At 70.8% G+C, this 24,559-nt stretch carries 21 protein-coding genes; 14 read left to right on the top strand and 7 right to left on the bottom strand.

Translation table 11 applies throughout. From position 1 onward, the window contains the following. Nucleotides 1–84: 84 nt before the first annotated feature. A complete protein-coding gene (locus tag I0C86_RS07585) occupies nucleotides 85–2,913 on the bottom strand; it encodes an AfsR/SARP family transcriptional regulator (RefSeq protein ID WP_196200496.1) in 2,829 nt (942 codons plus the stop codon). Between the two features lie 328 nt (nucleotides 2,914–3,241). Here I0C86_RS07585 and I0C86_RS07580 point away from each other — a divergent pair, with 328 nt between their 5' ends. Then, nucleotides 3,242–4,225 (top strand): serine hydrolase domain-containing protein, encoded by a 984-nt coding sequence (locus I0C86_RS07580; protein ID WP_196200495.1) that lies wholly within the window; start codon nucleotides 3,242–3,244, stop codon nucleotides 4,223–4,225. Here the strand turns inward: I0C86_RS07580 and I0C86_RS07575 are convergent. The 4 genes from I0C86_RS07575 to I0C86_RS07560 form a co-directional block, all read right to left on the bottom strand. Beyond that, nucleotides 4,203–4,703, bottom strand: coding sequence for a hypothetical protein (locus I0C86_RS07575; RefSeq protein ID WP_196200494.1), 501 nt, complete (start codon nucleotides 4,701–4,703; stop codon nucleotides 4,203–4,205). The genes I0C86_RS07580 and I0C86_RS07575 overlap by 23 nt on opposite strands. A 130-nt stretch (nucleotides 4,704–4,833) precedes the next feature. After that, nucleotides 4,834–6,345, bottom strand: coding sequence for a hypothetical protein (locus I0C86_RS07570; RefSeq protein ID WP_196200493.1), 1,512 nt, complete (start codon nucleotides 6,343–6,345; stop codon nucleotides 4,834–4,836). Continuing rightward, nucleotides 6,342–7,382: a hypothetical protein gene (locus I0C86_RS07565; protein ID WP_196200492.1), complete on the bottom strand. Its 1,041-nt coding sequence runs from the start codon at nucleotides 7,380–7,382 to the stop codon at nucleotides 6,342–6,344. Before I0C86_RS07565 ends, I0C86_RS07570 begins: the two co-directional genes overlap by 4 nt. Before the next feature lie 520 nt (nucleotides 7,383–7,902). Next, entirely contained in the window at nucleotides 7,903–8,676 is a 774-nt protein-coding gene (locus tag I0C86_RS07560) for an IclR family transcriptional regulator (protein ID WP_196200491.1), read from the bottom strand. 160 nt (nucleotides 8,677–8,836) lie between these two features. Here I0C86_RS07560 and I0C86_RS07555 point away from each other — a divergent pair, with 160 nt between their 5' ends. The 7 genes from I0C86_RS07555 to I0C86_RS07525 all read left to right on the top strand — a co-directional run bounded on the left by I0C86_RS07555 (nucleotide 8,837) and on the right by I0C86_RS07525 (nucleotide 15,145). Further along, complete coding sequence (locus I0C86_RS07555) at nucleotides 8,837–9,748, top strand: amidohydrolase family protein (RefSeq protein ID WP_323373516.1); 912 nt, start codon at nucleotides 8,837–8,839, stop codon at nucleotides 9,746–9,748. Between the two features lie 77 nt (nucleotides 9,749–9,825). Then, nucleotides 9,826–10,572 (top strand): SDR family NAD(P)-dependent oxidoreductase, encoded by a 747-nt coding sequence (locus tag I0C86_RS07550; protein WP_196200489.1) that lies wholly within the window; start codon nucleotides 9,826–9,828, stop codon nucleotides 10,570–10,572. A gap of 3 nt (nucleotides 10,573–10,575) precedes the next feature. Beyond that, entirely contained in the window at nucleotides 10,576–12,090 is a 1,515-nt protein-coding gene (locus I0C86_RS07545; RefSeq protein ID WP_196200488.1) for a class I adenylate-forming enzyme family protein, read from the top strand. Further along, nucleotides 12,087–13,202, top strand: a complete 1,116-nt coding sequence (locus I0C86_RS07540; protein WP_196200487.1) for an acyl-CoA dehydrogenase family protein — start codon at nucleotides 12,087–12,089, stop codon at nucleotides 13,200–13,202. Before I0C86_RS07545 ends, I0C86_RS07540 begins: the two co-directional genes overlap by 4 nt. Next, a complete protein-coding gene (locus I0C86_RS07535) occupies nucleotides 13,196–14,263 on the top strand; it encodes an acyl-CoA dehydrogenase family protein (protein ID WP_196200486.1) in 1,068 nt (355 codons plus the stop codon). Before I0C86_RS07540 ends, I0C86_RS07535 begins: the two co-directional genes overlap by 7 nt. 25 nt (nucleotides 14,264–14,288) lie before the next feature. Next, nucleotides 14,289–14,729: an FAS1-like dehydratase domain-containing protein gene (locus I0C86_RS07530; RefSeq protein WP_323373515.1), complete on the top strand. Its 441-nt coding sequence runs from the start codon at nucleotides 14,289–14,291 to the stop codon at nucleotides 14,727–14,729. Beyond that, a complete protein-coding gene (locus I0C86_RS07525; protein ID WP_196200484.1) occupies nucleotides 14,726–15,145 on the top strand; it encodes a MaoC family dehydratase in 420 nt (139 codons plus the stop codon). Before I0C86_RS07530 ends, I0C86_RS07525 begins: the two co-directional genes overlap by 4 nt. Here the strand turns inward: I0C86_RS07525 and I0C86_RS07520 are convergent. Both I0C86_RS07520 and I0C86_RS07515 read right to left on the bottom strand, forming a co-directional pair. Continuing rightward, complete coding sequence (locus I0C86_RS07520; protein ID WP_323373514.1) at nucleotides 15,119–16,702, bottom strand: MFS transporter; 1,584 nt, start codon at nucleotides 16,700–16,702, stop codon at nucleotides 15,119–15,121. The two genes, I0C86_RS07525 and I0C86_RS07520, sit on opposite strands and share 27 nt — an antisense overlap. After that, nucleotides 16,699–17,538 (bottom strand): IclR family transcriptional regulator, encoded by an 840-nt coding sequence (locus I0C86_RS07515; protein WP_196200483.1) that lies wholly within the window; start codon nucleotides 17,536–17,538, stop codon nucleotides 16,699–16,701. Before I0C86_RS07515 ends, I0C86_RS07520 begins: the two co-directional genes overlap by 4 nt. 57 nt (nucleotides 17,539–17,595) lie before the next feature. Between I0C86_RS07515 and I0C86_RS07510 the strand changes: the two genes are divergently transcribed. From I0C86_RS07510 to I0C86_RS07485, 6 genes are all read left to right on the top strand, one after another. Next, complete coding sequence (locus I0C86_RS07510; RefSeq protein WP_196200482.1) at nucleotides 17,596–18,885, top strand: FAD-dependent oxidoreductase; 1,290 nt, start codon at nucleotides 17,596–17,598, stop codon at nucleotides 18,883–18,885. A 50-nt stretch (nucleotides 18,886–18,935) separates the two neighbouring features. Continuing rightward, nucleotides 18,936–20,048 carry a cupin domain-containing protein gene (locus I0C86_RS07505; RefSeq protein ID WP_196200481.1) on the top strand — a complete coding sequence of 371 codons (1,113 nt, stop codon included), beginning with the start codon at nucleotides 18,936–18,938 and terminating at the stop codon, nucleotides 20,046–20,048. 34 nt (nucleotides 20,049–20,082) lie between these two features. Continuing rightward, entirely contained in the window at nucleotides 20,083–20,949 is an 867-nt protein-coding gene (locus I0C86_RS07500; protein WP_196200480.1) for a fumarylacetoacetate hydrolase family protein, read from the top strand. Nucleotides 20,950–21,180: 231 nt separating this feature from the next. Then, nucleotides 21,181–22,143 carry an ABC transporter substrate-binding protein gene (locus I0C86_RS07495; RefSeq protein ID WP_196200479.1) on the top strand — a complete coding sequence of 321 codons (963 nt, stop codon included), beginning with the start codon at nucleotides 21,181–21,183 and terminating at the stop codon, nucleotides 22,141–22,143. A gap of 38 nt (nucleotides 22,144–22,181) precedes the next feature. Further along, a complete protein-coding gene (locus tag I0C86_RS07490; protein WP_196200478.1) occupies nucleotides 22,182–23,669 on the top strand; it encodes an aldehyde dehydrogenase family protein in 1,488 nt (495 codons plus the stop codon). Nucleotides 23,670–23,694: 25 nt separating this feature from the next. Then, entirely contained in the window at nucleotides 23,695–24,495 is an 801-nt protein-coding gene (locus I0C86_RS07485; RefSeq protein WP_196200477.1) for an ABC transporter permease, read from the top strand. The last annotated feature ends 64 nt before the right edge of the window (nucleotides 24,496–24,559 follow it).

Genomic DNA, 24,559 nt, shown 5'->3' with positions numbered 1-24,559 from the left:
GGCAGCGCGATCCGGATCTACGAGTACGACAGGGCGGGGGCACCCTGGATGGCGTACCGGTGGCCGGCCAATGACGTTCGCGCCTCAGCGTCGGGTGAGTTTGGCCCGGACGAGGTCGGCGTCCGGGTGACCGAGGTCGTCGAAGATGGTGACCGCACGCTGCCGGGCGTCCTCGGCGGCGCCCGGTTCGCCGGCGGCCTCGTACGCGTCACCGAGTTGGGTGAGTACGTCGGCCTCGGCCCACGGATGGCCGAGATCCCGGTGCAGGTCCATCGCCTGGCGGTAGCACCTGATGCTGTCCTCGTGGTGGCCGAGCTCCAGGTTGGCCTGGGCGAGGGTGTCCCAGGTGTTCGCCTCGCCGAACCGGTCGCCGATATCTTGGTTGAGCCGCAGCGCGTCCGTGCCGGCGACCAGGGCGCGCTCGTGGTCGCCGAGAAGGCTGTGCGCCAGGGCCATGTTGTTGAGCGCCCTCGCCTGGCCGGAGCGGTTGTCCGTGGTACGGAACAGCTCCAGCGCCTGCCGGGCGTGGTCCAGCGCATCGTGGTAACCGCTGCGTCGGACGGCCAGCCAACAGAGGTCGAAGTGGACGCGCGCCTCGCCGACGACGTCGCCGGCAGCCCGGTACAGCTCCCTCGCCAGCCGGAGGTGGGCGGTCGCCTCGGCGATCAGGCCCAGATGGACGTGTACCCGCCCCAGGCTGCGGTGGGCGTGCGCCTGACCGGCGCGGTCGTCCAGCCGCCGAGCCGCGTCGAGTGCGGTGTCCTGGACGGCCGCCCACTGGCGCCAGTGCCCTCGACGTTCCAGAAAGTAGGCCATCGCCCAGGCGAGCTGCCATGCGTGCGCGTCGAAGCCGGTCGCCGCGGCCCGCTCGACGGCGGCGAGCATCCCGGGAAGCTCCACGGTGAACCAGTTCATCGCGGCGTCGTGGTCGGCGAACCGTTCGCTGGTCACCCCGGGCCGGGCCGGTGCGATGGTGATCGGATCGCGATACGGATCGAGCCGCCGGTCGGCCTCGCATGCGCTCTGCAGGTGGTGGTCGACCAGGCGGTGCAGGGCCGCACGCCGGTCCGCGAGCGGGTCGACGGCGTCCGCCAGCTCGCCGGCATACGCCCGCAGCAGGTCGTGGCAGGCGTACCGGGCCGGTGCGTGCTCGGTGACCAGATGCGCGTCGGCCAACTCGGTCAGGACCGGGGCGGCCAGGGCCGCCGCGACGCCGACGAGGCTGGCCGCCGCCGGCACCGCGATGTCCGGGCCGGGTGCCGGCCCGAGCAGCCGGAACAGCCGTTTCGCCGGCTCACTGAGTTGCTGGTACGACCAGGAGAAAACGGCCCGTACGTCGGTTGCCCGGTCGGCGCCGGCGAACGGGTCCAGGCGACTGCGGGCGGCCCGCAGCTCGGCGGCGAGGGTGGCCAGCGAAAACCCCGAATGGATGGCGGCCCGGGCCGCCGTCACCGCCAGTGCCAACGGGAGCCTGCCGCACCGGGTGATGATCTCGTCGATCGCCTGCGGCTCCGCGAGCAGGCGCCGCTCGCCGAGCCGACCGGCCAGCATCTGGCGCGCCTCGCCGGGATCGAACAGGTCCAGCGGGATCGGCCGGGCGCCCTCCGCCGCGACGAGACCCGGCAGCAGATGGCGGCTGGTCGTCAGGGCCAGGCAGGTGGGGCTGCCCGGCAGCAGCGGACGGACCTGCTCGGCGTCGCGGGCATTGTCCAGCACCACCAGGATGCGTCGATCCGCCAGCAGACTGCGGTACAGGGCCGACCGGGACGGCAGGTCGACCGGCATCCGTTCGCCCGGCACGCCAAGCCCGTCCAGGAATCCGCGCAGCGCGTCTGCCGGATCCACCGGGGCGCCGGCCGGTTCGAAGCCGCGCAGGTCGACGTAGAGCTGGCCGTCCGGGAAGTGGTGGCGGACCCGCTGGCCCCAGTGCACTGCCAACGCCGTCTTGCCGACCCCGGCGGTGCCGGCGATCACGCCGATCGCCACGGTGGTCGTTCCGGTGGGATCGCCGGGCAACAACTGGTCCAGTTCCTTGAGTTGCTCCGCGCGGCCGGCGAAGCCGGCGACGTCGGCGGGCAACTGGGCCGGAACGACCGGCGCGGCCCGGTGGGCAGGTGTGCCCACCGCGGCCGGCGGTTCGGCGGTGTCCGGCGTCCGGGTGGCCGCATCGCTGGCCAGGATCACGGCGTGCAGCTCCTGCAGCCGCGGGCCGGGATCGAGCCCGAACTCGTCGGCGAGACCCTTGCGCAGCCGCCGGTACGCGTGCAGCGCGTCGGCCTGCCGACCGGACCGGTAGAGCGCCAGCATGAGCTGCCCCACCAGCCGCTCGCGAAGCGGGTGCACGGCGACCAGCTCGGTCAGTTCGCCGAGCAGCTCGCCGTGGCGACCGAGCCGTAGCTCCAGGTCGACGCACTCCTCGACGGCGGCGCGCTGCTGCTCCTCCAGCCGCGCCGCGGCCGCCTCCAGCACCCGGCCGGTCAGCCCGGCCAGCGGCGGGCCATGCCAGCGCCGCAGCGCGGCACGCAGCTCGGCGGCGGCGGCGCCCGTCTGACCCGCCTCGGCCAGCTCCTGTGCGCGCCCGACCTGGGCCAGGAACAGCCGCGCGTCGAGCTCGGCGTCGCCGAGGCGGAGCCGGTAGGCGTCCCGCTCGGCCACGATCGTGGGCGACCTGGCATTCCGGTCCGACCCGTCGGCCAGCAGCCGGCGCAGGGCCGAGATGAGGTTCTGCACCTGGCGCTTGGCGGTCGCCGGTGGCGCCTCGTCCCACATCCCGTCGACCAGCGCGGCCAGCGGTACCGCGCGTTCGGCGTGAACCAGCATCAGTGCCAGCAGTTTGCGTTCGCGCGGGCCGCCCAGCCGGACCGGAATGCCACGCACGCGGACCTCCAGCGATCCCAGGACGCGCAGCTCCACCTGTATGCCTCCCGCGACCGGACCAGAACTGACCTATCGGACGGCATCAATGATGCCGCATGGCGCGTTGGGGCCGGGGGCGGTTGGTACGGCGGCGAACGGAAGATCATTCCCCAATACAGGGATCGGCGCGGTAGCGGCCCGGGCCACTCGGCCTCGTCGCTGACGCCGAACTTTGCCGGATGCGCTGTGGTCGGGCGCTTGTGCCTGCGCTCCAGCGCTTGCCACTGACAGTTGGACCCCTTCTACTCGGGTCGCTTGAGAGCGGCAATTCCGGTATAACGAGTCGTCTGCTGTTCCGCTGCCCGGCGACCTTCTGGAGTGCCCCATGACGCGGTTGCGCGACCGGCTCGGCAAAATGCTCGAGATTGGCCAGATCAGCGGTCTGCACGGCGTCGTGGCGGTTCGCGGCGGCCGCCCCTTGCTGGAGTACTACAGCGCCGGTGAGGACTTTGCCTGGAACGCCTCGCTGGGCGTCGTCGAGTTCGGGCCCGAGACACTGCACGACATCCGGTCGGTCACCAAGAGCGTAACCGCGCTGTTGTACGGCATCGCGCTCGGCGAAGGGCTGGTTCCACCGCCGGCGGAGCCGTTGCTGCGGCAGTTTCCGCAGTATCCCGACCTGGCGGCCGACTCCCAGCGTGCCCGGCTCACCGTCGAGCACGCGCTGACGATGTCGTTGGGCGTGGAATGGCGCGAAGATCTCCCTTACGACAGCCCCGCCAACGCCGAGATCGCAATGGAACTGGCGCCGGACCGGTGCCGGTTCATCCTGGAGCGGCCGATCCTCGAGCCGCCCGGCACCCGATGGAACTACTGCGGCGGTGCCACGGCCCTGCTCGGCCGGCTGATCACCGACGGCACGGGGCGGTCGCTGCCGCAGTACGGGCAGGCCGTGCTGTTCGCGCCGCTGGGCATCGACAGCAGCGAGTGGATGACCGGTGCGGACGGCGTGGCCTCCGCCGCGTCCGGGCTGCGACTCGCGCCCCGCGACCTGGCCAGGATCGGTGAGCTGATGCTGGCCAAGGGAGCCTGGAACGGTCAACGGATCGTCTCCGCCGACTGGATCCACACCATGCTCCAGCCACGCCTGCAGACCGCTTGGGGCGCGCAGTACGGCTATCAGTGGTACATCGACTCTCTTGACAGTCATCGGCTGGTGGCCGGCATGGGTAACGGCGGCCAGGGCCTGTACGTCCTGCCCGATCTCGATCTCACCGTGGCCATCACCGCAGGCAACTACAACGACCCCGAGCAGGGGCAGACCCCGCGCACGGTGCTGGAGCGGGTCATCCTCCCCGCGATGGCCTGACGGCGCCGCGCTTTCGGTCAGGTCGAGTCGCGGCCTTCCGTGCGGCCCGGAACCGTCGACCCGGCCCGGACCTGCGCCAGTAGTACGTACTCACCCCGATGACGCCGGTCGCGCCGATCAGAACCAGACCCACTCGGATGCCGGTGTTGTCTTCCGCCGCCGGGCGGCATCTACCGTCGGCGTAGTCAACGGTGATCGTCGCGCCGACCACCGGCAGCCGGCCGTTGGGGAGAAGGACCCGCTCGACGCCGCAGATGACCCGACCCTCCGGCGTCTGCACCGAGACGATGGCCGCGTTGGCGTCTCCCGGCCCGGGGGGCGCGTGGTCGACCACGGTGCCGTCCAGCAGCACCCCGAGCGGCTTCGGCGCCGGATCGGCCGTCAGACCGAAGATGAGGAGCAGCGGTGCCGCACTGAGACAGAAGATGATCACCGCGCTTCGGAACGACGGGGTGGTGTTGTTAGGGATGGCGCACACTGCCAGTTCGACACATGCGGCCAGAGTAGGGGCGGCTGGCAAGATCGAGAACTGGGCGCTTGGGTGTTCCGTGGCGCCGTACGGCGGGAGCCTCGCTCGGCCCCCGCCGTACCCACACGTCCAAGGCCGGTCAGACGACCTTGATGCTGCTCTGCGCCTCCAGCGGGCAGGGCTGGCTGGAGTCGAAGGTGATCTGGACGGCACTGGCCACGAAGACGCCGCCGACGGTCTGCGCGGCGACCTCGGCCGGGGTGCCCGGCGGAACCAGGTTGACGTCCTGCGCGAAGACGAAGACCTTCCAGATGCCCTGCGGCTGCTGTCCGGCCTTCTCCAGGTCCTTGAGCACGTCCCGGAGCGGCAGTCCGGCGGTGTACTCGCCGTCGCCCGCCCGGCCGTCGTGGCCGACCCCGTCGTCGGTCAGCGGCACCAGGAAGTAGAGCCCCTGCGGGGCCCGGAACAGGGCGAACGCGTACAACTGCGGACCGGAGTAGGGAGTTCCGCCGGGGCGGGTGAAGGTGGCCCGGGCCCACAGCAGTCCCGGCGAGGCCACGGTGTCCGGAGTGACGACCTTGACCTCCTCGGTGACGTGCACGTTGGTCTGCTGCTCCGACACCGAGTGCTGGTACGTCGCCCCGGTGGTGACCCGCTGGTACGACCACTCGACCTCGGTCCGGTACGCCCGTCCCGCGTGCGGTTCGTCGAGCAGCCGCCAGTGCGCGTCGACCCGTTCGGCGGTGGTCAACTCGCCCGGGGCCGGCGGAGTCGCCTTCTGGCCCCGCCAGTGCGGGTCGGCGTCGTCGGCGAGCCCCACCACCAGGGCGACGGAGGCGATCACCCCGGCCACCCCGGCGACCGTGACCCCGCCCTTGAGCCCGTCACCCGGTGCCGGCTTGCAGCACTCGACGACGAGCCCCGGATCGGTCTCCTCGAACTTGCCCTTGATCCCGACGTTGAAGGTTCCGGTGCCGATCGCCGCCGCGATGATCCCGACCAGGCTGGCGATGGCGAAGACGATCCAGCCGAGGATCTTCCACCAGGGATCGTCGAACGGCAGTTCGCCGTGCGTCCCCGGGTACGCCGGATTCGGCACCCAGACCATGGTGGCGCCGGTCGGCACGTACGGTCCGGTCCACGGTGGCCGTTCCTTGTCGTCGCCGGGTTTGTCGCCCGGCCACCAGCCGCCCTTGGCCGGTGGTACGACGATCGGCTTGGAGAGTTCGAGCCGCCCTTCCGGGATGGTTACCGAGTAGGTGTCGGTGGCCTGGTCGTAGCGGGTCTGCGAGACGAAGATCTGCCGGATCGACCGGGCCGGGCTGTGCCCGTCGGCCCGGGCCACGAAGCTGACCAGCGGTTTGCCCGGTGACGCGTGCTGGAAGTCGGCCGCCCAGGAGACCAGCACCGACGCCCCGGCCGGAATCTTCGGGAACGTGTACGTCTGCCCGGTCACCACGATCCCCGGGTCGCCGATGCTCTCCAGATAGAGCGTGACGTTGGTCAGGTCGGCGCCGGAGGTGTTGGTGTAGTGGCAGGCGATCCGGAGCTTGTAGAGCGCGTTGTCGAATATGCCGTCCGGCAGCATGGTGCTGGTCAGCGGTTCGATGGCAAAGGGGCGGGTCTGTACCTGCATCGGTGTCGCGCTCATTTCTGCCCCTCCTTCCCGGCGACGACGGCGAACGAGATGCCGCCGAGCAGCCGCTCGCCGTCCCGTTCCAGGACCTCCACGAGCTGGTACTCGCCGGGGTCCAGCCCGGTGGCGCCGCGTACCGTCAGATGCACCGGGACGCTGCGCCCGGCCGGCACCTCCACGACCAGCTCCGGGTCGCCGATCCCGTCGCCCGGATCGGTGATCGGCTTGGCCGAGAAGCCCACCTCGACCACCGGCTTGCCGACCGGCCGCCGCCCGTCGAGACCCAGCGTGAGCAGGGCCTCCTTGGACAGTTCGCCGCCGACCTCGGCGCCGATCCTGATCTGCTTCGGTGCCCGCTTCGGCGCGCTGACCGTCAGGGTCAGCTTGAAGTCGGCCTTTTGGGCGCTGACCAGCGTCAGGTTGCGCTGAGCCACGTTCGGATAGCCGGGCGGGTCGACGGCGTCGGGCAGCGCCGGATCGCCGGGCAGGACGGCGACGGCGACGAGGCACTCGTGCCCGTCGTTCACCGCCACCACGTTCCACGGCACGAGGCAGAGCACCTCCTGGGTGTCGCCGGCCGCGATGTCGGCGAACGCCGTGCCGATGGGGTTGAGGGTGCTGTAGAGCATCTGCACCGACGGGTTGCCCCAGTAGAACCTCACCTCGATGCCGACGGCGTCCTCCCGGCCGGTGTTCTGGATCCGGGCCCAGACGTAGGCGACGTCACCGGCGGCCGGTGTCCCGGCGGCGCCGTTCGGGTCGGTGCCGGGCACGGCCCAGATGTCCGGGCTCAGCCACCAGTGCGGCGAGCCGTCCCGGATGAGCAGGTCGGCCCCGGTTGAGCGGAGCCGGCTGCCGGCCCCGGAACTCGCCCAGGCCGAGCCCGCGCCGTCGGCGGCCGGGCCGATGTCGCGGGGTGCGGCGCCCGCCGCCGTCCCGGCCCGCACGGGTACGCCGAGCGAGCCGAGTGCCACGGCGGCCAGCGTGGTGCCGCCGGAGATGCGGATGAGGTCCCGCCGGGAAACTGGCAGGCCTTTCTGATGATCTGTCACGTGGTCCATCCCCCCTGCTGGATCAGTGCTGCTGGCAGATGGCTGACCGGTTGCGCCGAATGGTCCCGCCGCACTGCGCGAATGGGTTCGCCGTCCTGCTCTGAACAGGACGGCGGCCATGACATGAGTGGTCGGGAATTGCACTTTTCGGCGCCCGGCCGGGGGTTAGCCGGTGTCATCGTTGCATGTGACGAGGGGGCGGTCGCCGAACTGTCGGCGTAGCGACTCCGATCGGTCGGAACGCCGGAGGAATTGTCCAACGTAATTCCGTCGATCAGGTCGGGAAGAGCGGAAAACGTATCGCGTCGCATTTTTCAGACCGGTACCGAATATGTCCGCTCGGCTGGGCAGGCGTACCCGGGCCAGCTTGGCGGAGCAGAACCCGGGCGGCGCAGCCGATCAACGGGCTTCGTCCCGATGGTCGAGCCGTTGACGTACCGCCGTGCGGTCGGTGTCGGTCAGTCCCAGCGGATCAATGGGCGTCCGTCGCTGGCAGGCACCGCCACGACGATCACCTCGGTCATCCGCTGGCGATCAGCGCGGCGGTGCGGATCGCGGCCCGCCCGCAGCGCTCGATCTCCTCGGCGGTCATCCGGCTGGCCGGGGCAGAGACGGCAATGCCCGCCTCTGTCCGGCCCGGGTCCTGCGGGATCCGCACCCCGACCGCGACGATGTCGGGGTCGCTTTCGGTGCGGGCCAGGGCGAAGCCGACTTCCCGGATCTCGACCAGCGCCTTCTGCAGCTCCGTCCGGCTGGACAGGGAGTCGTCGGTCATCACCGTCAGCTCCTCCTTCGGGTAGAGCCTGCGCAGCTCCTCGGGCGGCAGCGCGGCGAGGATGGCCTTGCCCGCCGAGGTGCAGTGCGCCGGCCGGCGCAGCCCGATCCGGCCGCCGACCCGCAGCGCCTGTGGGGTCTCGATCGCGTCGACGAAACGTACGCCGTCGCCTTCGAGTACGACGAGGTTGACGGTTTCCCCGACTTCGTCGCACAGCGCCTGCATGTAGGGCCGGGCCCGGGTGCGGATGTCGAGGCCGCGGATGGCGTTCAGGCCGAGTGCCAGCAGCGCCTCGCCGGTGCGGTAGGTGCGGGTCGCCGGATCGCGGCGCAGGAATCCGTGGTGGTCGAGCATGGCGAGCAGCCGGTGCGCGGTGGACCGGGCGACGCCGAGTTCGGCCGCGCAGTCCATCACGCGTAGCTCGTCGCGGTCGCGCAGGAGCAGCAGCAGTCGAAGGGCGTTGCTGACCGATTCGATCGGATAGGCGGGCCCGCCGCGCGCCTCTTCGTCCTGCGTCACGCAGGCCTCCTTCCTCGGGTTCGCCTGGCGGCCTTCCTCGGGTTCGCCTGGCGGTGGATGTCCTCGCCCCGCTTGACGGACGCGCGAACCATATGGTCGCATGTTGTGTATAGCAGAACTCAGTTCTGCTATCAAGAATTTACCGAAAGGAACGGACAGGGTGATCTCTGAAGGCGACGGCCCCCGCCGGTTTGCCGCACGATCCGCCATCGACATGCACGTGCACGTGACGGAAGGCACCGGCGAAGCAGGGCGGGACGCGGCCAGCCGGTCGTTCCAGCAGGCGGCCGCGTCGTACTTCGGCAGCGACGCGCAGACCACCGTCGGCGCCATCGCCGACTACTACCGGCGCATCGACATCTCGTGCGTGGTGTTCGCGGTCGACAGCGAGAGCACGACGGGCCGCAAACCGGTGGCGAGCGAGGAGATCGCCGAACTCGCCGCCGAGCATGCCGATGTGATGATCCCGTTCGGCAGCGTGGACCCGTGGCGGGGCGAGGTCGCCCGGCGGTCCGCCCGCCGGCTCATCGAGCACTACGGCGTCAAGGGCTTCAAGTTCCACCCCTCGACCCAGGGTTTCGAGCCGAACGACACCCGGTTCTACCCGCTGTACGAGCTGATCGAGTCGGCCGGGCTGCCGGTCGTGTTCCACACCGGACAGACGGGTATCGGGGCGAAGATGCGCGGCGGGGGCGGCATCCGGCTGAAGTACTCCAACCCGATGCTGCTCGACGACGTCGCCGCCGACTTCCCCGACCTGACCATCATCATGGCGCACCCGTCGGTGCCGTGGCAGGACGAAGGGCTGGCGGTCGCCCTGCACAAGCAGAACGTGTACATCGACCTGTCCGGGTGGTCGCCGAAGTACTTCGAACCGAAGCTCGTCACGTACGTGAAGCGGCTGCTGACCGACAAGGTGATGTTCGGCAGCGACTACCCGTTGATCACCCCGCAGCGGTGGCTGGACGACTTCGCCGGGCTCGGCTTCGACGAGGACGTGACGCGCAAGGTGCTCAGGGGCAACGCCCTGCGGGTGCTCGGCGGCGCGAACAGCACCGCCGGGCAGGACTGAGTTCCCGCGACCGACTTCCGCCACCGCAGCCACCAGCAGACCCGAGCAGAAGCTCAAGCGCAGATAGTGAGGACCACATGGGCCGTTTGGACAACGTGACCGTTATGGTGACCGGAGGCGGCAGCGGGATCGGCCGGGCCGGCGCGATCGCCATGGCTGCGGAGGGCGCACGGGTCGCCGTGCTCGACATCGACGGAAAGCTCGCCGACGAGGTTGCCGGGGAGATCACCGGTGCTGGCGGCGAGGCGCGCGCCTGGCGGGCCGACATCACCTCGCCCGACGAGATGACAGCCGCCGTCGACGGAACCCGGGACTGGGCCGGCGGCGTCGACGTACTGTTCCACTCCGCCGGAGTCGTCGCCCCGGCGATGCTCAAGGACATGACGCTGGAGTCCTTCGAGCGGGTCGTCTCGGTGAACCTGACCGGCGCCTTCATCTGTCTCAAGGCGGTACTTCCGCACTGGATCGAGGCCAAACGCGGCAAGTTCATCGGCGTCACCTCCCCGGCCGGCGTGCGCGGACAGGTCGGCGGCGGCAACTACGCGGCGGCCAAGGGCGGAGTCATCGCGCTGGTCAAGACGGCCGCGGTCGAGCTGGCCCGGTACGGGATCACCGCCAACGCGCTGCTGCCGATCGCGGCGACGGCGATGTCGGCGAAGGTACGCGAGGACCCGAAACTCGAAGAGCGGTTCCTCAGCATGATCCCGCTGCGCCGGTGGGCATCCCCCGAGGACATCGCGCCCAGCGTGGTCTACCTCGCCTCGTCCGACTCGGACTACATGACCGGAAGCATTCTGTCCATCGACGGTGGACGGACGGTCTAGGCGATGAACGCCGCGCCCTTCACCTGGACCGTCGCCGAGCAGTTCGGCTGGATGGCGCGCCGGCACCCCCGGTCGACGGCGCTCGTCGACGAGGCCGGCGAGCAGTCGTACGAGCAGCTGTTCCGCCGCGTCGAGGCGCTCGCCGGCCATCTCGGCGCGGTGGTCGGGAGCGGCCGGGTCGGCATCTACGTGTCGAACCGGCGGGAGTGGGCGGAAACGTTCCTCGCCGGGCAACTCGCCGGTATCGGGGTGGTGCCGGTGAACGAGCGGTACCAGGGCCAGGAGATCCGGCACATCATCGAGGACGCCGGCATCGAGTTGCTGGTGTCGGACCGGGCCGCGCATCGCGGCGACGTGCTGGCCGAGTTGCGCGGCGACGTCGATGTCCTTCCGGTCGGACCGGACTACGAGCGGGCGCTGGACGGCTCGGCGACCGCGGCGCGGCGCCCACCCAACGTGGAGTCCTCGGTGCTCTACACCTCCGGGACCACCGCGCTGCCGAAGGGGGTACGGCTGACGCAGGCGAACCAGGCGTTGGGCACCTGGCTCGGACCGTCGATCCTGTTGGGCCTGACGGCGGCGGACACCGTCCTCATCACGACCCCGCTGGCGCACCGGGTCGGCCAGGTCCGGCTGCTCGGCGGGATCCTCACGGGCTGCCGGACGGTGCTGTGCGCCGATGCCCGTCCGGGCACGTTCGTCGACGCCGTGCGGCGGTACCGGGCCACGGTCACCGGCATGGTCCCGACGATCGCCCGCGACATCGCCATGTCCGGTACGGTCGGCGACCGGCTCGCCTCCCTTCGCGTCTTCAGCGTCACCGGCGAGGCGATGAGCGCCGAGCTGCGCGAAACGGTGGCGCGGATGCTTCCGGACACCGACCTGTGGACCTTCTTCGCGTCGACCGAGACCGGACTGGCCACCGCGCTGCCGCCCAGTGAGTTCATCCGCCGGCCGACCTCGTCGGGACGGTCGCTGCCGGGCGTCGAGATTGCGGTGCTCGGGCCGACGGGAGCCGCCGAACCGGTCGGCGAGGGCCAGATCCTGGTTCGCTCCGGACCGCCCGGCAGCTTCGCCGTCGGCGGCGGATACATCGGGCACGCGGCCGGCGCCGCGTTCGTCGACGCGGACGGGTGGTTCCACACCGGCGACATCGGGCGGATCGACGAGGACGGCTGGCTGGCGGTGACCGGCCGGAGCAAGGACATGATCCTCTCCGGTGGCTTCAACATCGCCGCCCAGGAGGTGGAGGGCGTGCTACGGCGGCACCCCGCGGTGCGGGACGCCGCCGTCACCGGGGAGCCGGACGAGCGGTTCGGTGAGCGCGTCGTCGCCTGGATCGTCACCGAACCGGCGTACGGGCCGGGGATCACCGCCGACGAGCTGCGCGACTTCACCGCGAGCCAGGTCGCGTCGTTCAAGAAGCCGCGGGTTGTCCACTTCGTGACTGACCTGCCCAGGACGGCCACCGGCAAGGTGGCCAAGTGGAGACTGTCCGGCACCGGGAGCCCGTCGTGACCGACCACGAGGAGTTCCGCCGGCAGGTGCGGGCGTGGCTGGCCGGAAACGTACCGGCCGGTGATCTACCGGACCCGGACACCGACGACGGGTTCGGGGCGCATCGCGACTGGGAACGGCGGTTGTACGACGCCGGCTACAGCGGGATCTCCTGGCCGACCGAGTACGGCGGGCGTGGTGGCGACGTGCTGCACGAGGCGATCTTCGCCGAGGAGTACGAACTCGCCGGCGCTCCGGTGCGGATCACCCGCCCGGCGCAGCGTTTCCTCGGCCCGACGCTGATCCGCTACGGCTCGGCCGAGCAGCGCCGGAGGTGGCTGCCCGGGATGCTCCGCGCCGACCACATCTGGTGCCAGGGGTTCTCCGAACCGGACGCCGGCAGTGACCTGGCCGGGGTGCGGACCCGAGCCCGGTGGGACGGCGACCGGTTCGTAGTGGACGGCCAGAAGACCTGGACCACGTACGGGCGGTTCGGCGACCGGATGTTCACGCTCGCCCGTACCGGGGAGCCGGGCGGGCGGCACCGGGGCCTCAGCTGCCTGGTGATCGACATGCGTGGTGCCGGCGTTCGGGTGCGCCCGGTGCGGCAGGCGCACGGGCAGACCGGCTTCGCCGAGGTCTTCTTCGACTCGGTGGCGGTGCCGGCCGGGAACCTGGTCGGGCCACGGGACGAGGGCTGGGATGTCGCGATGACACTGCTGTCCTTCGAACGCGGGCCGGACGCCGGTGCCCCGGTACGCACCCGGCGTCGGCTCGACGCGCTCGTCGGCGACATCGTCGAGGCCGGTGGTTCGCCCGGCACGGTTCGCGACCTCGGTGACCTGTACGCCCGGCTGTCCGCCTTCCAGGCGTACACGTGTCGGCGGGTCGGGGCGCGCCTGGCCGGCGAGCCGGTGGGCGCGGAGTCGAGCCTGGTGAAGCTCTTCGCTGCCCGGCTCGACGCCGACATCGTGCAGCTCGGTGTCGAGTTGTTCGGTGACGAACGGCTCGCCGAGCGGGCACCCGAGTTCCTCGACTACTGGCACTCCCGGGCGGGGTCGATCTACGGCGGCACGGCAGAGATCCAGCGCAATGTCGTGGCCGATCGAATTCTCGGGTTGCCCCGGTGTTGACGGCAGAGCAGGTTCGGCTGCGCGCGCCCTCCGCCGAGCAGCGCGAACTTGCCGCCTCCGCCGCAGGGATGTTCTTCCGGCCGGACCGCGACGAGCGGGTGGACGCCGGCCCGGAGGGCGACTTCGACCGTGGTCGCTGGACGGAGCTGGCCGGAACGGGCCTGCTCGGTGCGGCGGTGCCCGAGGGGGCCGGCGGGCTCGGGCTGTCCGTACCCGACCTCGTGGTGCTGACCGAACAGGCCGGCCGGGCACTGCTGCCCGGCCCGGTCGTCGAGACGAGTTGGATCGCGGCGCCCGCTCTGGCCGCGCTCGGCCAGGAGTGGGCGCCGGCGCTGGCCGCGACGCTGCACGGTGACCGGGTCGCGGCCGCGGTCGACGCGACGCTGCGCGGCCCGGACCTCGATGTCGCGTCGTATGTCGTGGTGCCGGCCGACGGATCCGACCTGTTGTGTGCCGCCGACCGGCTCGGTGCGACGCTACGGGTGTCCACACAGGACAGGCTGGAGCGGTCCTTCCGGATCGCGCGCGGCCCGGACGGGGGCGGCTCGGCGGCGCAGCCGCTGCCCCTGACGGACGGGCTGCGGGTGCTCGATCGCGGCCGGCTCGGTGCCGCGGCCTACCTCGTGGGAGTCGCGGGCGGACTGCTGGAGCAGAGCATCTCGTACGCGAGGCTGCGCGAGCAGTTCGGCCGGCCGATCGGCGCATTCCAGGCGGTGCGCCACCGGCTGGCCGACTCGTACGTCGAGCTGGAGTTCGCGCGCAGCGCGGTGTGGGGCGCCGCCTGCGACGTGGCGGAGGGTGATCCGGCCGCTCCGGTCGCGATCACCTGCGCGAGCGTGGCGGCCAGGCGGGCCTTTGCCGAGGCCGACCGGCACTGCCTGCAGACGCATGGCGGCATCGGCTTCACCTGGGAGCACCCGCTGCACGTCTGGCTCAAGCGCGGCGCAACCTTCGCCGCGAGGTACGGACTTCGGCGCGACCTGGAAACCGAACTCGGCGAACGGCTGCTCGCCCGGACCGGGCAGCAACCGCGCGGCCGGCCCCCGCGTCCGCACATCTGACCAACACGGTAGGAAGGGACAATGCGTGATCAATAACGGCAGAGTCGGTCACCGGTATGCGGGCTACCGCTACGAGGTGAGCCGGGTCAAAATCGAGGAATACGCCGCGGCGACCGGCTACCGGCTCAATGACGTGCCAGGTGCCGCACTGGTCGCTCCGAACATGTTCGCCGCCTGTTTCACGGTGATGTACGGCGCGCGGCTGCTCCGCGAGGACGCCGAGCTGGGCGGGTCGGGTCCGGTCGTCCACGCCGGACAGGACTACGACTTCCACCGGCGGGTCGCCAGCGGCGACGTCGTGGACTGCAGCCCGTACGTCGTGGACATCGTCGATCGGGGCCGGCACACGTACCTCACCCTCGCGATCGAATGCGTGGACGCTGCCTCGGGCGCCCCGGTGGTGACCAGCCGGCAGACGATCGTCTACCTGAACGCGGCGGCCGTCGTCGAGGAGGATGCCAAGTGAGCGCGGACCAGAAGCTGGTGACCGGTGCTGCGATGCGACGCCACGAGCAGCGGATCGAGCAGCTCGACCTGATCCGGTACGCCGGCGCGAGCGGCGACTTCAACCGGCTGCACTGGGACAGTGGGTACGCCGCGACGGCGAGCCCGACGTCCGGCGTGATCGTGCACGGGATGCTGAACATCGCGGTGCTGCTGCGGGTCGTCGGCGACTGGGTGGGTGGCGACGACCGGATCGTCTCGACCTCGGTGAGCCTGCGCGCGCCCTGCCCGGTCGGGGCGCTCGTCTCGTTCGGCGGACACGTCGTCGAGGTTGACGAGCAGGCCCGGACCGCGGTGCTGGCGGTCAGCGCCGAGCTGCCGGACGGCGCCCCGGTCGTCGACGGCAAGCGGTCACGCGTCACCGTCCGGCTCGGCTGAACGCCGGCGCTGTCCAGCGGCGGCCTCGTGCTCGCGCCGTCCGGGAACGTCCTCGTGCTCGCGCCGTCCGGGGACGTTCTCGTTCCGGCGCTTTCCGGCGGCGGCCACGGGTCCGTGTCGTGACCGGATGGCTTCGGGCTTTCTCCGCCCGACGACCGGGATGAGGCTGAGCAGCGCCGCCAGCACGCACACGCCGACGCCGACGGTGAACGCGACCGTGTACCCCTCGTCGGTCGGCAGTGACTGTCCCCGGCCGGTGTGCGCGTCGAGGATCACCGCGCTCAACGCGCTGCCGATCGAGTACCCGATGCTGCGGAGCACCTGGTTGAAGCTTGTCGCGCTGCCGGTCTCCGCGGCCGGTACGGCGTCGACGATGAGCCCGAGGACCGCGGCGAAGGTGATGCCTACGCTGATTCCGGCCAGGCCCATGCTGGCGAACGGCTGCCACAACTGGTCGCGGCGCAGCGCGAGCAGTGCCATCGCCGCGCTGAACAGCACCGTCCCGATGGTGATCGCCCCGACCGCGCCGACCCGCCCGTGCAGCGGCGGCGTGATCCGGTTGCCCAGCACGCTGCCGGCGGAGAAGGGCGTCAGGACGAGCCCTGCGACCACCACCGATGCGCCGAAGCCGTACCCGGCGGCCGGCGGTGTCTGCACGAACCTGATGACCAGTGACATCAGCAGGTAGATGCCGACCCCGGTGAACAGGACGGTGAGGTCGGCGGTCAGCACCGTCCGGTCGCGCATCAGGCGTAGGTCGACGATCGGGTACGGGCAGCGCAGTTCGCGGATCACCCAGAGCGCGAACAGGATCCCGGATCCGGCCAGCAGTCCGACCACCGGCGGGGACGACCAGCCCCACTGCTCGCCCTGGCTTAGCCCGATCAGCAGCGCCGCCAGCGCGGCGCTGAGTGCGGCGGCGCCGAGCAGGTCGAACCGGCGACGCGGGGCGGCCGAGCGGGCCGGGATGACCAGCCAGGCGAGGGCGAGGACAGCGGCGCTGATGCCGGCACCGAACCAGAACGCCGCGCGTAGGCCCAGGTTGTCGGCGATCAGGCCGGTGATCGGGTAGCCGACGCCGACACCGGAGACGGTGACCACCGACAGCGCGGCGATCGTGGAGCTGGCCCGGCCGGCCGGCAGGTGTTCCCGGGCGACGGCGATGACCAGCGGGACCATCCCGAGGCCGACACCCTGCAGGGTACGCCCGGCGAGGAGTGGGACGAGGCTCGCCGACGCGGCGGTGAGCACGCCGCCGGTGAGGGAGAGCCCGAGGCAGCCGAGGATGACCTGGCGGCGGCGCGGCCCGTCGCCGAGGCGCCCCATCGCGGGGGTGGCGACCGATCCGGCGAGCAGCGCCACGGTCAGCGACCACTGGGCGGTGCTGACCGAGACGCCGTAGGCGCGCGCGACGGTCGGGACCAGTTGCGCGCCGAGGCTGCTGATGACGGCGGTGACCAGCCCGATGGCGAGCAGGGCCGCGGGCAGCACGGCGAGGTGCCGGCGGGACAGCGGTCCCTGGCCACCGCACATGGCGCCGGCCCGGCGGCGACTCACAGCTCGGCGCGCAGCAGTTCGGTGACCGTGGCCTGGGCCTGAGCGAGCGCGGGCGCGAACTGTCCGGCTCCGTCGGCGGTCGGCATCCGGCTGGTCGGTATCGCGATGGCCAGCGCGGCGAGCGGGGCCCCGATCAGGTCGCGTACGGCGGTGCCGACGGCGCTGATGCCATTCTCGCCCTCCTCGATGTTGACCGCGTACCCGATCTCTCGGACGGTGGCGAGTTCCGCCTCCAACTGCTCCCAGGTCTGGATCGACGATTCGGTACGGCTCTCCAGCGTGCCGTCCGGGTACCGCCGGAGAAGTTCGGTCCGGGGCAGCGCGGCGAGGATCGCCTTGCCACCGGCGGTGCAGTGGGCGGGCAGCATCAGTCCGGTGCGGCTGCCGACCCGGACCGATCGGGGACTTTCGACGCAGTCCATGAACCGGACGTTCTGGCCCTCCAGAAGGAGCAGCGAGACGGTCTCCTGGGTCTCCTCGCGCAGCTGCTCGATGATCGGCCGGGCGACGCGCCGGATGTCGATGCGTCCGATCGCGGCCAGCCCGATCTCGTTCAACGCGGAGCCGGGCCGGTAGACGCCGTTCGGTTTGTCCTGCATGACGAAGCCCCGTACGCGCAGGGCCGACAGCAGGCGGTGTGCCGTGGACCGGGCGACGCCCAGGTCCTCGGCCGCTTCGGCGACCCGCAGCACGCGGCGCTCGCCGATGAGCTGCAGCAGACGCAGCGCGTTGTCGACCGATGACAGTCCGGCGTCGTTCGTTCGCGGAGTTGGGGGCGTGGTGTCGGTGGCCGAGCGGCCGGAATCGCCGCGATGGGTCGCCGGGGGATTCGACATGGAGGAAGAATAAACCAAACTCTTCCTCCATGTGGAAGCCGTGTCTAGGGTAGCGGCATGATTGTGTCGCCTGGAGGAAATCAGCTCCCCCTGGCCATCGTCGGCGGTGGCCCGGTCGGAATGACCGCGGCCGTGGCCCTCGCGCGGCAGAACATCCCGGTCGTGGTCGTCGAGGCGGAGCCGGTGGCGAAGACGGACTGGCGCGCCTCGACCTTCCACCCGCCGACTCTGGAACTGCTGCGGGAGCTCGGGGTCGTCGACCGGATGCATGCCGAAGGGCTGGCCGTCCCCCGGTACCAGTTCCGGGACCGCCGCGCCGGGCTGGTCGCCGAGTTCGACTTCGGACTGCTGCGCGACGAGACGTCGTACCCGTACCGGCTGCAGCTCAACCAGCAGCATCTGGTGCGGATGCTGGCCGGAGTGCTCGAGGACCTGCCCAGCGCCGACGTCCGGTTCGGCTGCCGGGCAGTCGCGGTCGAGCCGGCCGAGGACAGCGTGACGCTGACCGTCGAAACCGCCGATGGGGTGGAGCGGCTGCGCTGCGCGTACCTGATCGGCGCGGACGGAGCCAGTAGCACGGTCCGCAGTCTGCTCGGCATCGACTTCGACGGCTTCACCTATCCCGAGCGCTTCCTCATCGCGAGCACGCCGGTGGACATCCGCGAGCTGCTGCCGGACATCGCCGACGTCAACTACATCGCCGACCCGGAGGAATGGCTGTTCCTCCTCCGTACCCCCGAATCGTGGCGCGCCGTCTATCCGGTCCCGTCCGGGCAGACCCGGGAACAGGCCGTCGACCTCGACGAGATCCAGTCGCACCTGCAGGGCATCGCCCCGTACGCCCCGGGGTACCCGATCGAGGACTTTCAGCTCTACAACGTGCACCAGCGGGTGGCGTCCACGTTCCGGCAGGGCAACTGCCTGCTGATCGGCGACGCGGCACACATCAACAGCCCGCTCGGCGGGGTCGGCCTCAACAGCGGGATCCACGACGCGATGGACCTGACCCGCCGCCTGGTCCGGATCCTGCGGCACGGCGCCGACCCGGACGCGGAGCTGGACCTCTTCGCCGAGGTGCGCCGCCGGGTCGCCGTCGAGTACGTGCAGGCCGACACCCGCCGCAACACCGAGCGGCTCAACGAGCGGGACGAGGCCAAGCGGCAGGCGCAGCACGCCGAGATGCGCGCCATCGCCGGTGATGTCGACCGGGCCCGCGCCTGGTGCCGGCGGGCGTCGCTGCTCGAGTCCGTGCACGAGTTCGGTATCGGGAAGCCGCCCGGCGGGGACGGTCGGGCACGCGTGGGGCTGCCGGCCGGGGCGCCGGCAACCGGCCACCGTGGGTCGTGACCCGGCGACGACCGGACAGCAGCAGCGATGAACCGAGGGAGAAGAGCGCCATGACCGTTGAGCAGTCAATTTCCGATTCCCCGACCGTCGAGCAGGAGCTGGCCGCGCTCTACGCCGACCTGTCGGCCGTCCACCTCCACCCGCTGTGGACGATCACCAAGCAGTTGCTGACGGCCACCCCACAGCCACGGTCGGTGCCGTGGCTGTGGCCGGCCAGCACGCTCACCCCGCTCGCCGAGCGCGCGCTGCGCCTGGTGCCGGTCGAGCGGGGCGGTGAGCGGCGGGTGCTGAGCTTCGGTAATCCCGGGCTGGGTGGCCTGCCGTATGCGGCGGGCACGCTGTGGGGAGCCATCCAGTGCCTGGGCCCGGGAGAGACCGCGCCGGCGCACCGGCACTCGCCCGGCGCCATCCGGTTCGTGCTGGAGGGTAGCGGCGTCTGGACCACGGTCAACGGCGACGCGTGCGACATGAACCCGGGGGACCTGGTGCTCACCCCGGGCTGGAACTGGCACGAGCACACCAGCAACGGCAGCTCCCGGATGCTCTGGTTCGACGGGCTCGACCTGCCGATGGTGGAGGCGCTGGACGCGATCTTCTTCGAGCCGTACCCGCGGGACCGGCAGCCGGACAGTGCCGAGCACAACCTGTCCGAGGCGCGGTTCGCCGGTACGGGGCAGCGGCATGTCGAAGGCGCCGTCACCACCGCGCTCGACCCCGGGCACTCGCCGCTGCTGGTCTACCGCTGGGCGGACACGGACGCGGAGCTGACCCGGCTCGGCGCGGCCCGCGACACCGCGATGGTCAGCCTGGAGTTCGTGAACCCGAGCACCGGCGCGAGCGTGCTGCCGACGCTGAGCTGCGGCATGCACCGCATACTGCCGGGCCGGCGTACCGAGGCGGTCCGGCGCACCGGAAACACGATCTTCGTGGTGTACCGGGGCAGTGGCAGTTCGGTCATCGACGGCGTGCGGTTGGACTGGTCTGCCGGAGACGTGTTCGTCGCTCCGTCCTGGTCCGCGGTCGAGCATCTGGCGGGGGAGACCGCGGATCTGTTCAGTCTCGGCGACGCGCCCGTGCTGCGTGCCTTGAACCTCTACCGCGAGCAGGTACTCGACGGCCCCCAGGACGTGCACCGGGTGTTCGCGCCCGACCAACTGCCGTGATCGCCAAGACGCACCCGTACCGGAGGAGCAGCCAATGAAGTTCGTGATCTTCGATGAGTCGCGGCTCGGGGCCGTGGTGGACGGCGGCGTCGTGGACGTCACCCACGCCCTGCCCTGGGCGCATGACCCGGATCCGGTGACGGCCGGCTGGTGGCGGCGGCTGTGCGGCAACTTCGCCGAGGTCCGTGACCGGCTGCGGGCCGCCGCCCAGGATGGCGCGCCGGTGCCGCTGGACCGGGTGCGGCTGCGCGCCCCCGTGCTCAATCCGTCGAAGCTGGTGGCGGCGGCGTCGAACTATGCCGAGCACGTCGCGGAGATGCACGACGTCCAGGAGCGTACGCTCGGCCGGGTCGAGCAGTGGATGATGGACTTCGACGTGTTCCTGAAGTCGCCGTCGTCGCTGGTCGGCCCGTCCGACGACATCGTGCTGCCGCGCGACGTGGTCGAGGCCGGGCACGAGGTTCACCACGAGTCCGAACTGGTCGTCGTCATCGGGCCGGGGGGCAGGGACATCCCGGAGTCCACGGCGCTCGAGCACGTCTTCGGTTACGCGATCGGGCTGGACATCACGGTACGAAGCGACGGCGACCGCTCCCGCCGTAAGAGCTACGACACGTTCAGCCCGGTCGGACCGTGGATCACCACCAGTGACGAGGCCGGCGATCCGGCGGACTTCGACATCGAGTTGACGTGCTCCGGGCGGCTACGGCAGAAGGTGAACACGTCTGCCCTGATCACCTCGGTTCCGGCCATCGTCTCCTATGCCTCGTCGGTCATGACGCTGCTGCCCGGAGACGTCATCTTCACCGGCGCGCCACCCGGCGTCGGGCCGATCGTGTCCGGGGACGTACTCGACACGTCGATCAGTCGGCTCGGCGAGATGCGGATACAGGTGAAATGATCAACAATGTCCGACGTTGAATTCCGTGACGAGGAATCCTACGGGCAAAGAGTTCCACAGGCTGGACAGTTGCCATAGCCCCTGCTTACGGTACGTCGAACTGGTGATTGATCCCGACAGCGGACAGGGCCGGCCACGCCGTCGCCGAAGTGGCAGGCACGACGACGAGCCATCCCCGCCACCACTCCACCCCCCACCACCAGCACTGTCAACTCCCACCGGAGGCTCAAGATGCGAAAGACTGCGATCGCTGTCATCGCCGCGGCGATGACAGCCGTACTCGCCACCGGCTGCGGCGGTGATCCGGCCGGCAAGGACGCCGACGGCCTCACCAGCGTCAAGGTCGGCATCGTGCCCTTCACGCCCAACGCCGTCCTCTTCCACGCGATCGAAGGTGGCATCTTCGAGAAGCACGGACTGAAGGTCAGCACCGTCTCGGCGGCCGCACCCACGCCGATCGTCGCGGCAATGGTCAGCGGCCAGCAGCAGTTCGGCTTCGTCACCACCCCGGTACTGCTGAACGTCAACGCCGAGGGCACCGCGGTCAAGTGCGTGACGCCGGTCGACGGCCAGATCAGCAAGGAGCGCGACGCCAGCGCCCTGGTCGCCTCTCCCAAGAGCGGCATCACCGATATCAAGGCCCTCACCGGCAGGAAGGTCGCCGTCGTCCAGCTCTCCAGCATCAACCTGATCGGCGCCAAGAAACTCGCCGAGGAGGCCGGCGCGACCAATATCGAATGGGTCGCCATCCCGTTCCCGCAGATGCCGCAGGCGCTCGCCGACGGCCGGGTGGACGGCGCGGTGATCACCTCGCCGTACCTGGAGACGGCCCTGGCGGCGGGCGCGAAGGCCCTCGCCCACCCGAGCTCGGACCTGTGGCCCGGCGGCACGATCTACTGCTACGGCGCCACGGACAGGTACCTCAAGGAGAACCCGGACGTCGCGAAGAAGTTCCGCGACGCGATGATCGAGGCGATCGAGTTCGGCAAGAACAACGAGGCCGAGATCAAGAAGACGCTGGAGAAGTACCTGAAGTTGTCGCCGGAGGAGGCGCAGAAGCAGATCCTGCCCACCAACTACCTCCCCGAGCTCAACGTGGCCTCTATCGGCGACATCCAGAACGTGATGGAGCAGCAGGGCGCCATCAAGAAGAAGGTCAACCCCGAGGACGTCGTCTGGACTCCTCAGGGCTGAACCGTCCCGATCGTGACCCCGCAGCGGAGGGCATCCCCATGAGTCAGCTGGTCAGCACGGCCCGCGCGAGCGTCGTCGTCGCCGGTGAGGCGTTGGCGTCGGAATTCCAGCCGGTCTACAACCCGGCCCGCACCGACGAGGTCGTCGGCGAGGTCGCCGTCGGCACCGCGGAGCACGTCGAGCAGGCCGTCGCCGCGGCGTCGGCCGCCTTCCGCGCCTGGTCCTCTATGCCGGTGCAGGAGCGGGCCGCGTTCCTGCTGGCGGCGGCCGACGAACTCGCCGGCCACGTCGAGGACCTGGCCACCCTGCTCACCCGCGAACAGGGCAAGGTCCGCTGGGAGTCGGTCATCGACGTCGGTGGGGCCGCGAAGATCCTGCGGTACTACACCGGCCTGGCCGACCGGCTCGCCGCCGACGAGGTGTTTCGCCAGGACGAACGCGGCACCATCTACGTCGGCCGGCGGCCGGTGGGCGTCACCGGGATCATCGTTCCCTGGAACAGCCCGGTCTACCTCGCCTTCCTCGGCCTGGCGCCGGCGCTGCTCGCCGGCAACACGGTCGTCGTCAAACCATCCGAGTACGCCCCGCTCGCGCTCGGCCGGATCCTGGAGGTACTCGCCGCGCACCTGCCGCCCGGAGTGGTCAACACCGTCCCGGGCGGCGCCGAGGCGGGCTCGGCCCTCGTCGCGCATCCCCGGGTCCGCAAGGTCTTCTTCACCGGAAGCACCGCGACCGGGCAGCAGGTGATGCGAGCCGCCGCCGGCAACCTGAAGAACCTGAGCCTCGAACTCGGCGGTAACGACCCGGCGATCGTGCTGGCGAGCGCCCGGATCGACGAGCGGCTCGTCGACGAGCTGGTGCGCGCCGTGTTCACGCTCAGCGGCCAGATCTGCTTCGACGTGAAGCGGATCTACGTGCACGAGTCGCACTACGCCGACTTCGTCGAGCAGTACGTCGCTGCCGTCGACCGCATCGTCGTCGGTGACGGCCTCGACCCGCGGACCACGATAGGTCCGGTGAACAACCGGCCGCAGTTCGAACGTATCCAGGGGTTGCTCGATCGGACCCGGACGGCCGGCGCGACCGTGCACACCGTCGGTACGAAGCTCGACCCGGTGGGCTGGGACCGTGGCCTGTTCCTCCTGCCGTCGGTGGTCACCGACGTCGAACCGGGCGCCGAGATCGTCGGCTGCGAGCAATTCGGCCCGGTCGTGCCGGTGCTGCCGTACCAGACCGACGAGCAGGCGATCGCGCTCGCCAACGACACCGAGTTCGGTCTGAGCGCATCGATCTGGAGCGAGGACCGGGAACACGCGCTGGCTCTCGCCCGGCGGTTGGAGTGCGGGAGCGTGTTCCTCAACGTGCACCGGCTGGGCGCATCCGACATGTCGATGCCGTTCGGCGGTTTCAAGGGCAGCGGGATCGGTCGCGGGCACGGGATGTACTCGCTGGACGCGTGCACCGAGTTGCAGGCGGTGGCCGACTACGTCGACGTGTCCGGGTTCCCCGGGCCGGGGCCACGCTGAGCCCGGGGGAGAGGAGGTCTCCAGAATGGATGTGTTGGACGCCAGGTGGTTCCGGCTGCTGACGAAGCTGGCCGTCTTCGCCGCCGCACTCGGTACGTGGCAACTGCTGACCACGACCGGTGCGCTGCCCACCGACTCGTTCCCGACGATGGTCGGCACGATGACCGAGCTGGGGCGCCAGCTCGGCTCGTCCGACCTGTGGCTCGCGGTCGGACAGACCCTGCGCGGCTGGGCGCTCGGCCTGCTGATCGGGGGTTCGCTCGCGATCGCCACGGGTACCCTGCTGGGGCTCAACCGGTTCGCCTACCGCAGCGTCATCCCGGTGATCGAGTTCCTCAAGACCGTACCGGTGATCGCGATCCTGCCGCTGGCGGTCGTCGTGTTCGGCCCGACTCCGGAGATGAAGATCTTCCTTGTCGCGTTCGGGGTCTTCTGGCCGTTGACGATCCAGGCCATCTACGGAGCACGGGCGGTCGACCCGGTGATCCGGGACACCGCCACGGTCATGCAGGTACGCGGTGTACGCCGGTTCGCGATGGTGACGCTGCCCAGCGCCGCGCCGTTCCTGGCGACCGGGGTTCGGGTCGCCGCGGCGGTGGGGCTCATTCTCGCGGTGATCGCGGAGCTGATCGGCGGCTCGGCGGGGCTGGGGCTGAGCGTCCTGACCGCGGAGAACGCCGGCCCGAGCCAGCTTCCGGCGATGTACTCGTTCATCATCGTGACCGGCATCCTCGGTGTTGTCGTGACGGCGGTCTTCACCGCGATCGAGCGGCGGTTGTTGCACTGGCACGAGAGCCAGCGCAACGCCGCGTCGAGGGCGGCGTGACCATGGCGACGAAGGGAAGACCGGATCTCATGGCCCAGGCGTACGACGGCCCAGCCCCCGCGAC

Origin of the sequence: Plantactinospora alkalitolerans (assembly GCF_015690345.1) — a bacterium.
GTDB lineage: Bacteria > Actinomycetota > Actinomycetes > Mycobacteriales > Micromonosporaceae > Plantactinospora > Plantactinospora alkalitolerans.
Note: the sequence above shows the minus strand (reverse complement) of the source record. Positions and strands in the feature narration are given on the sequence as shown.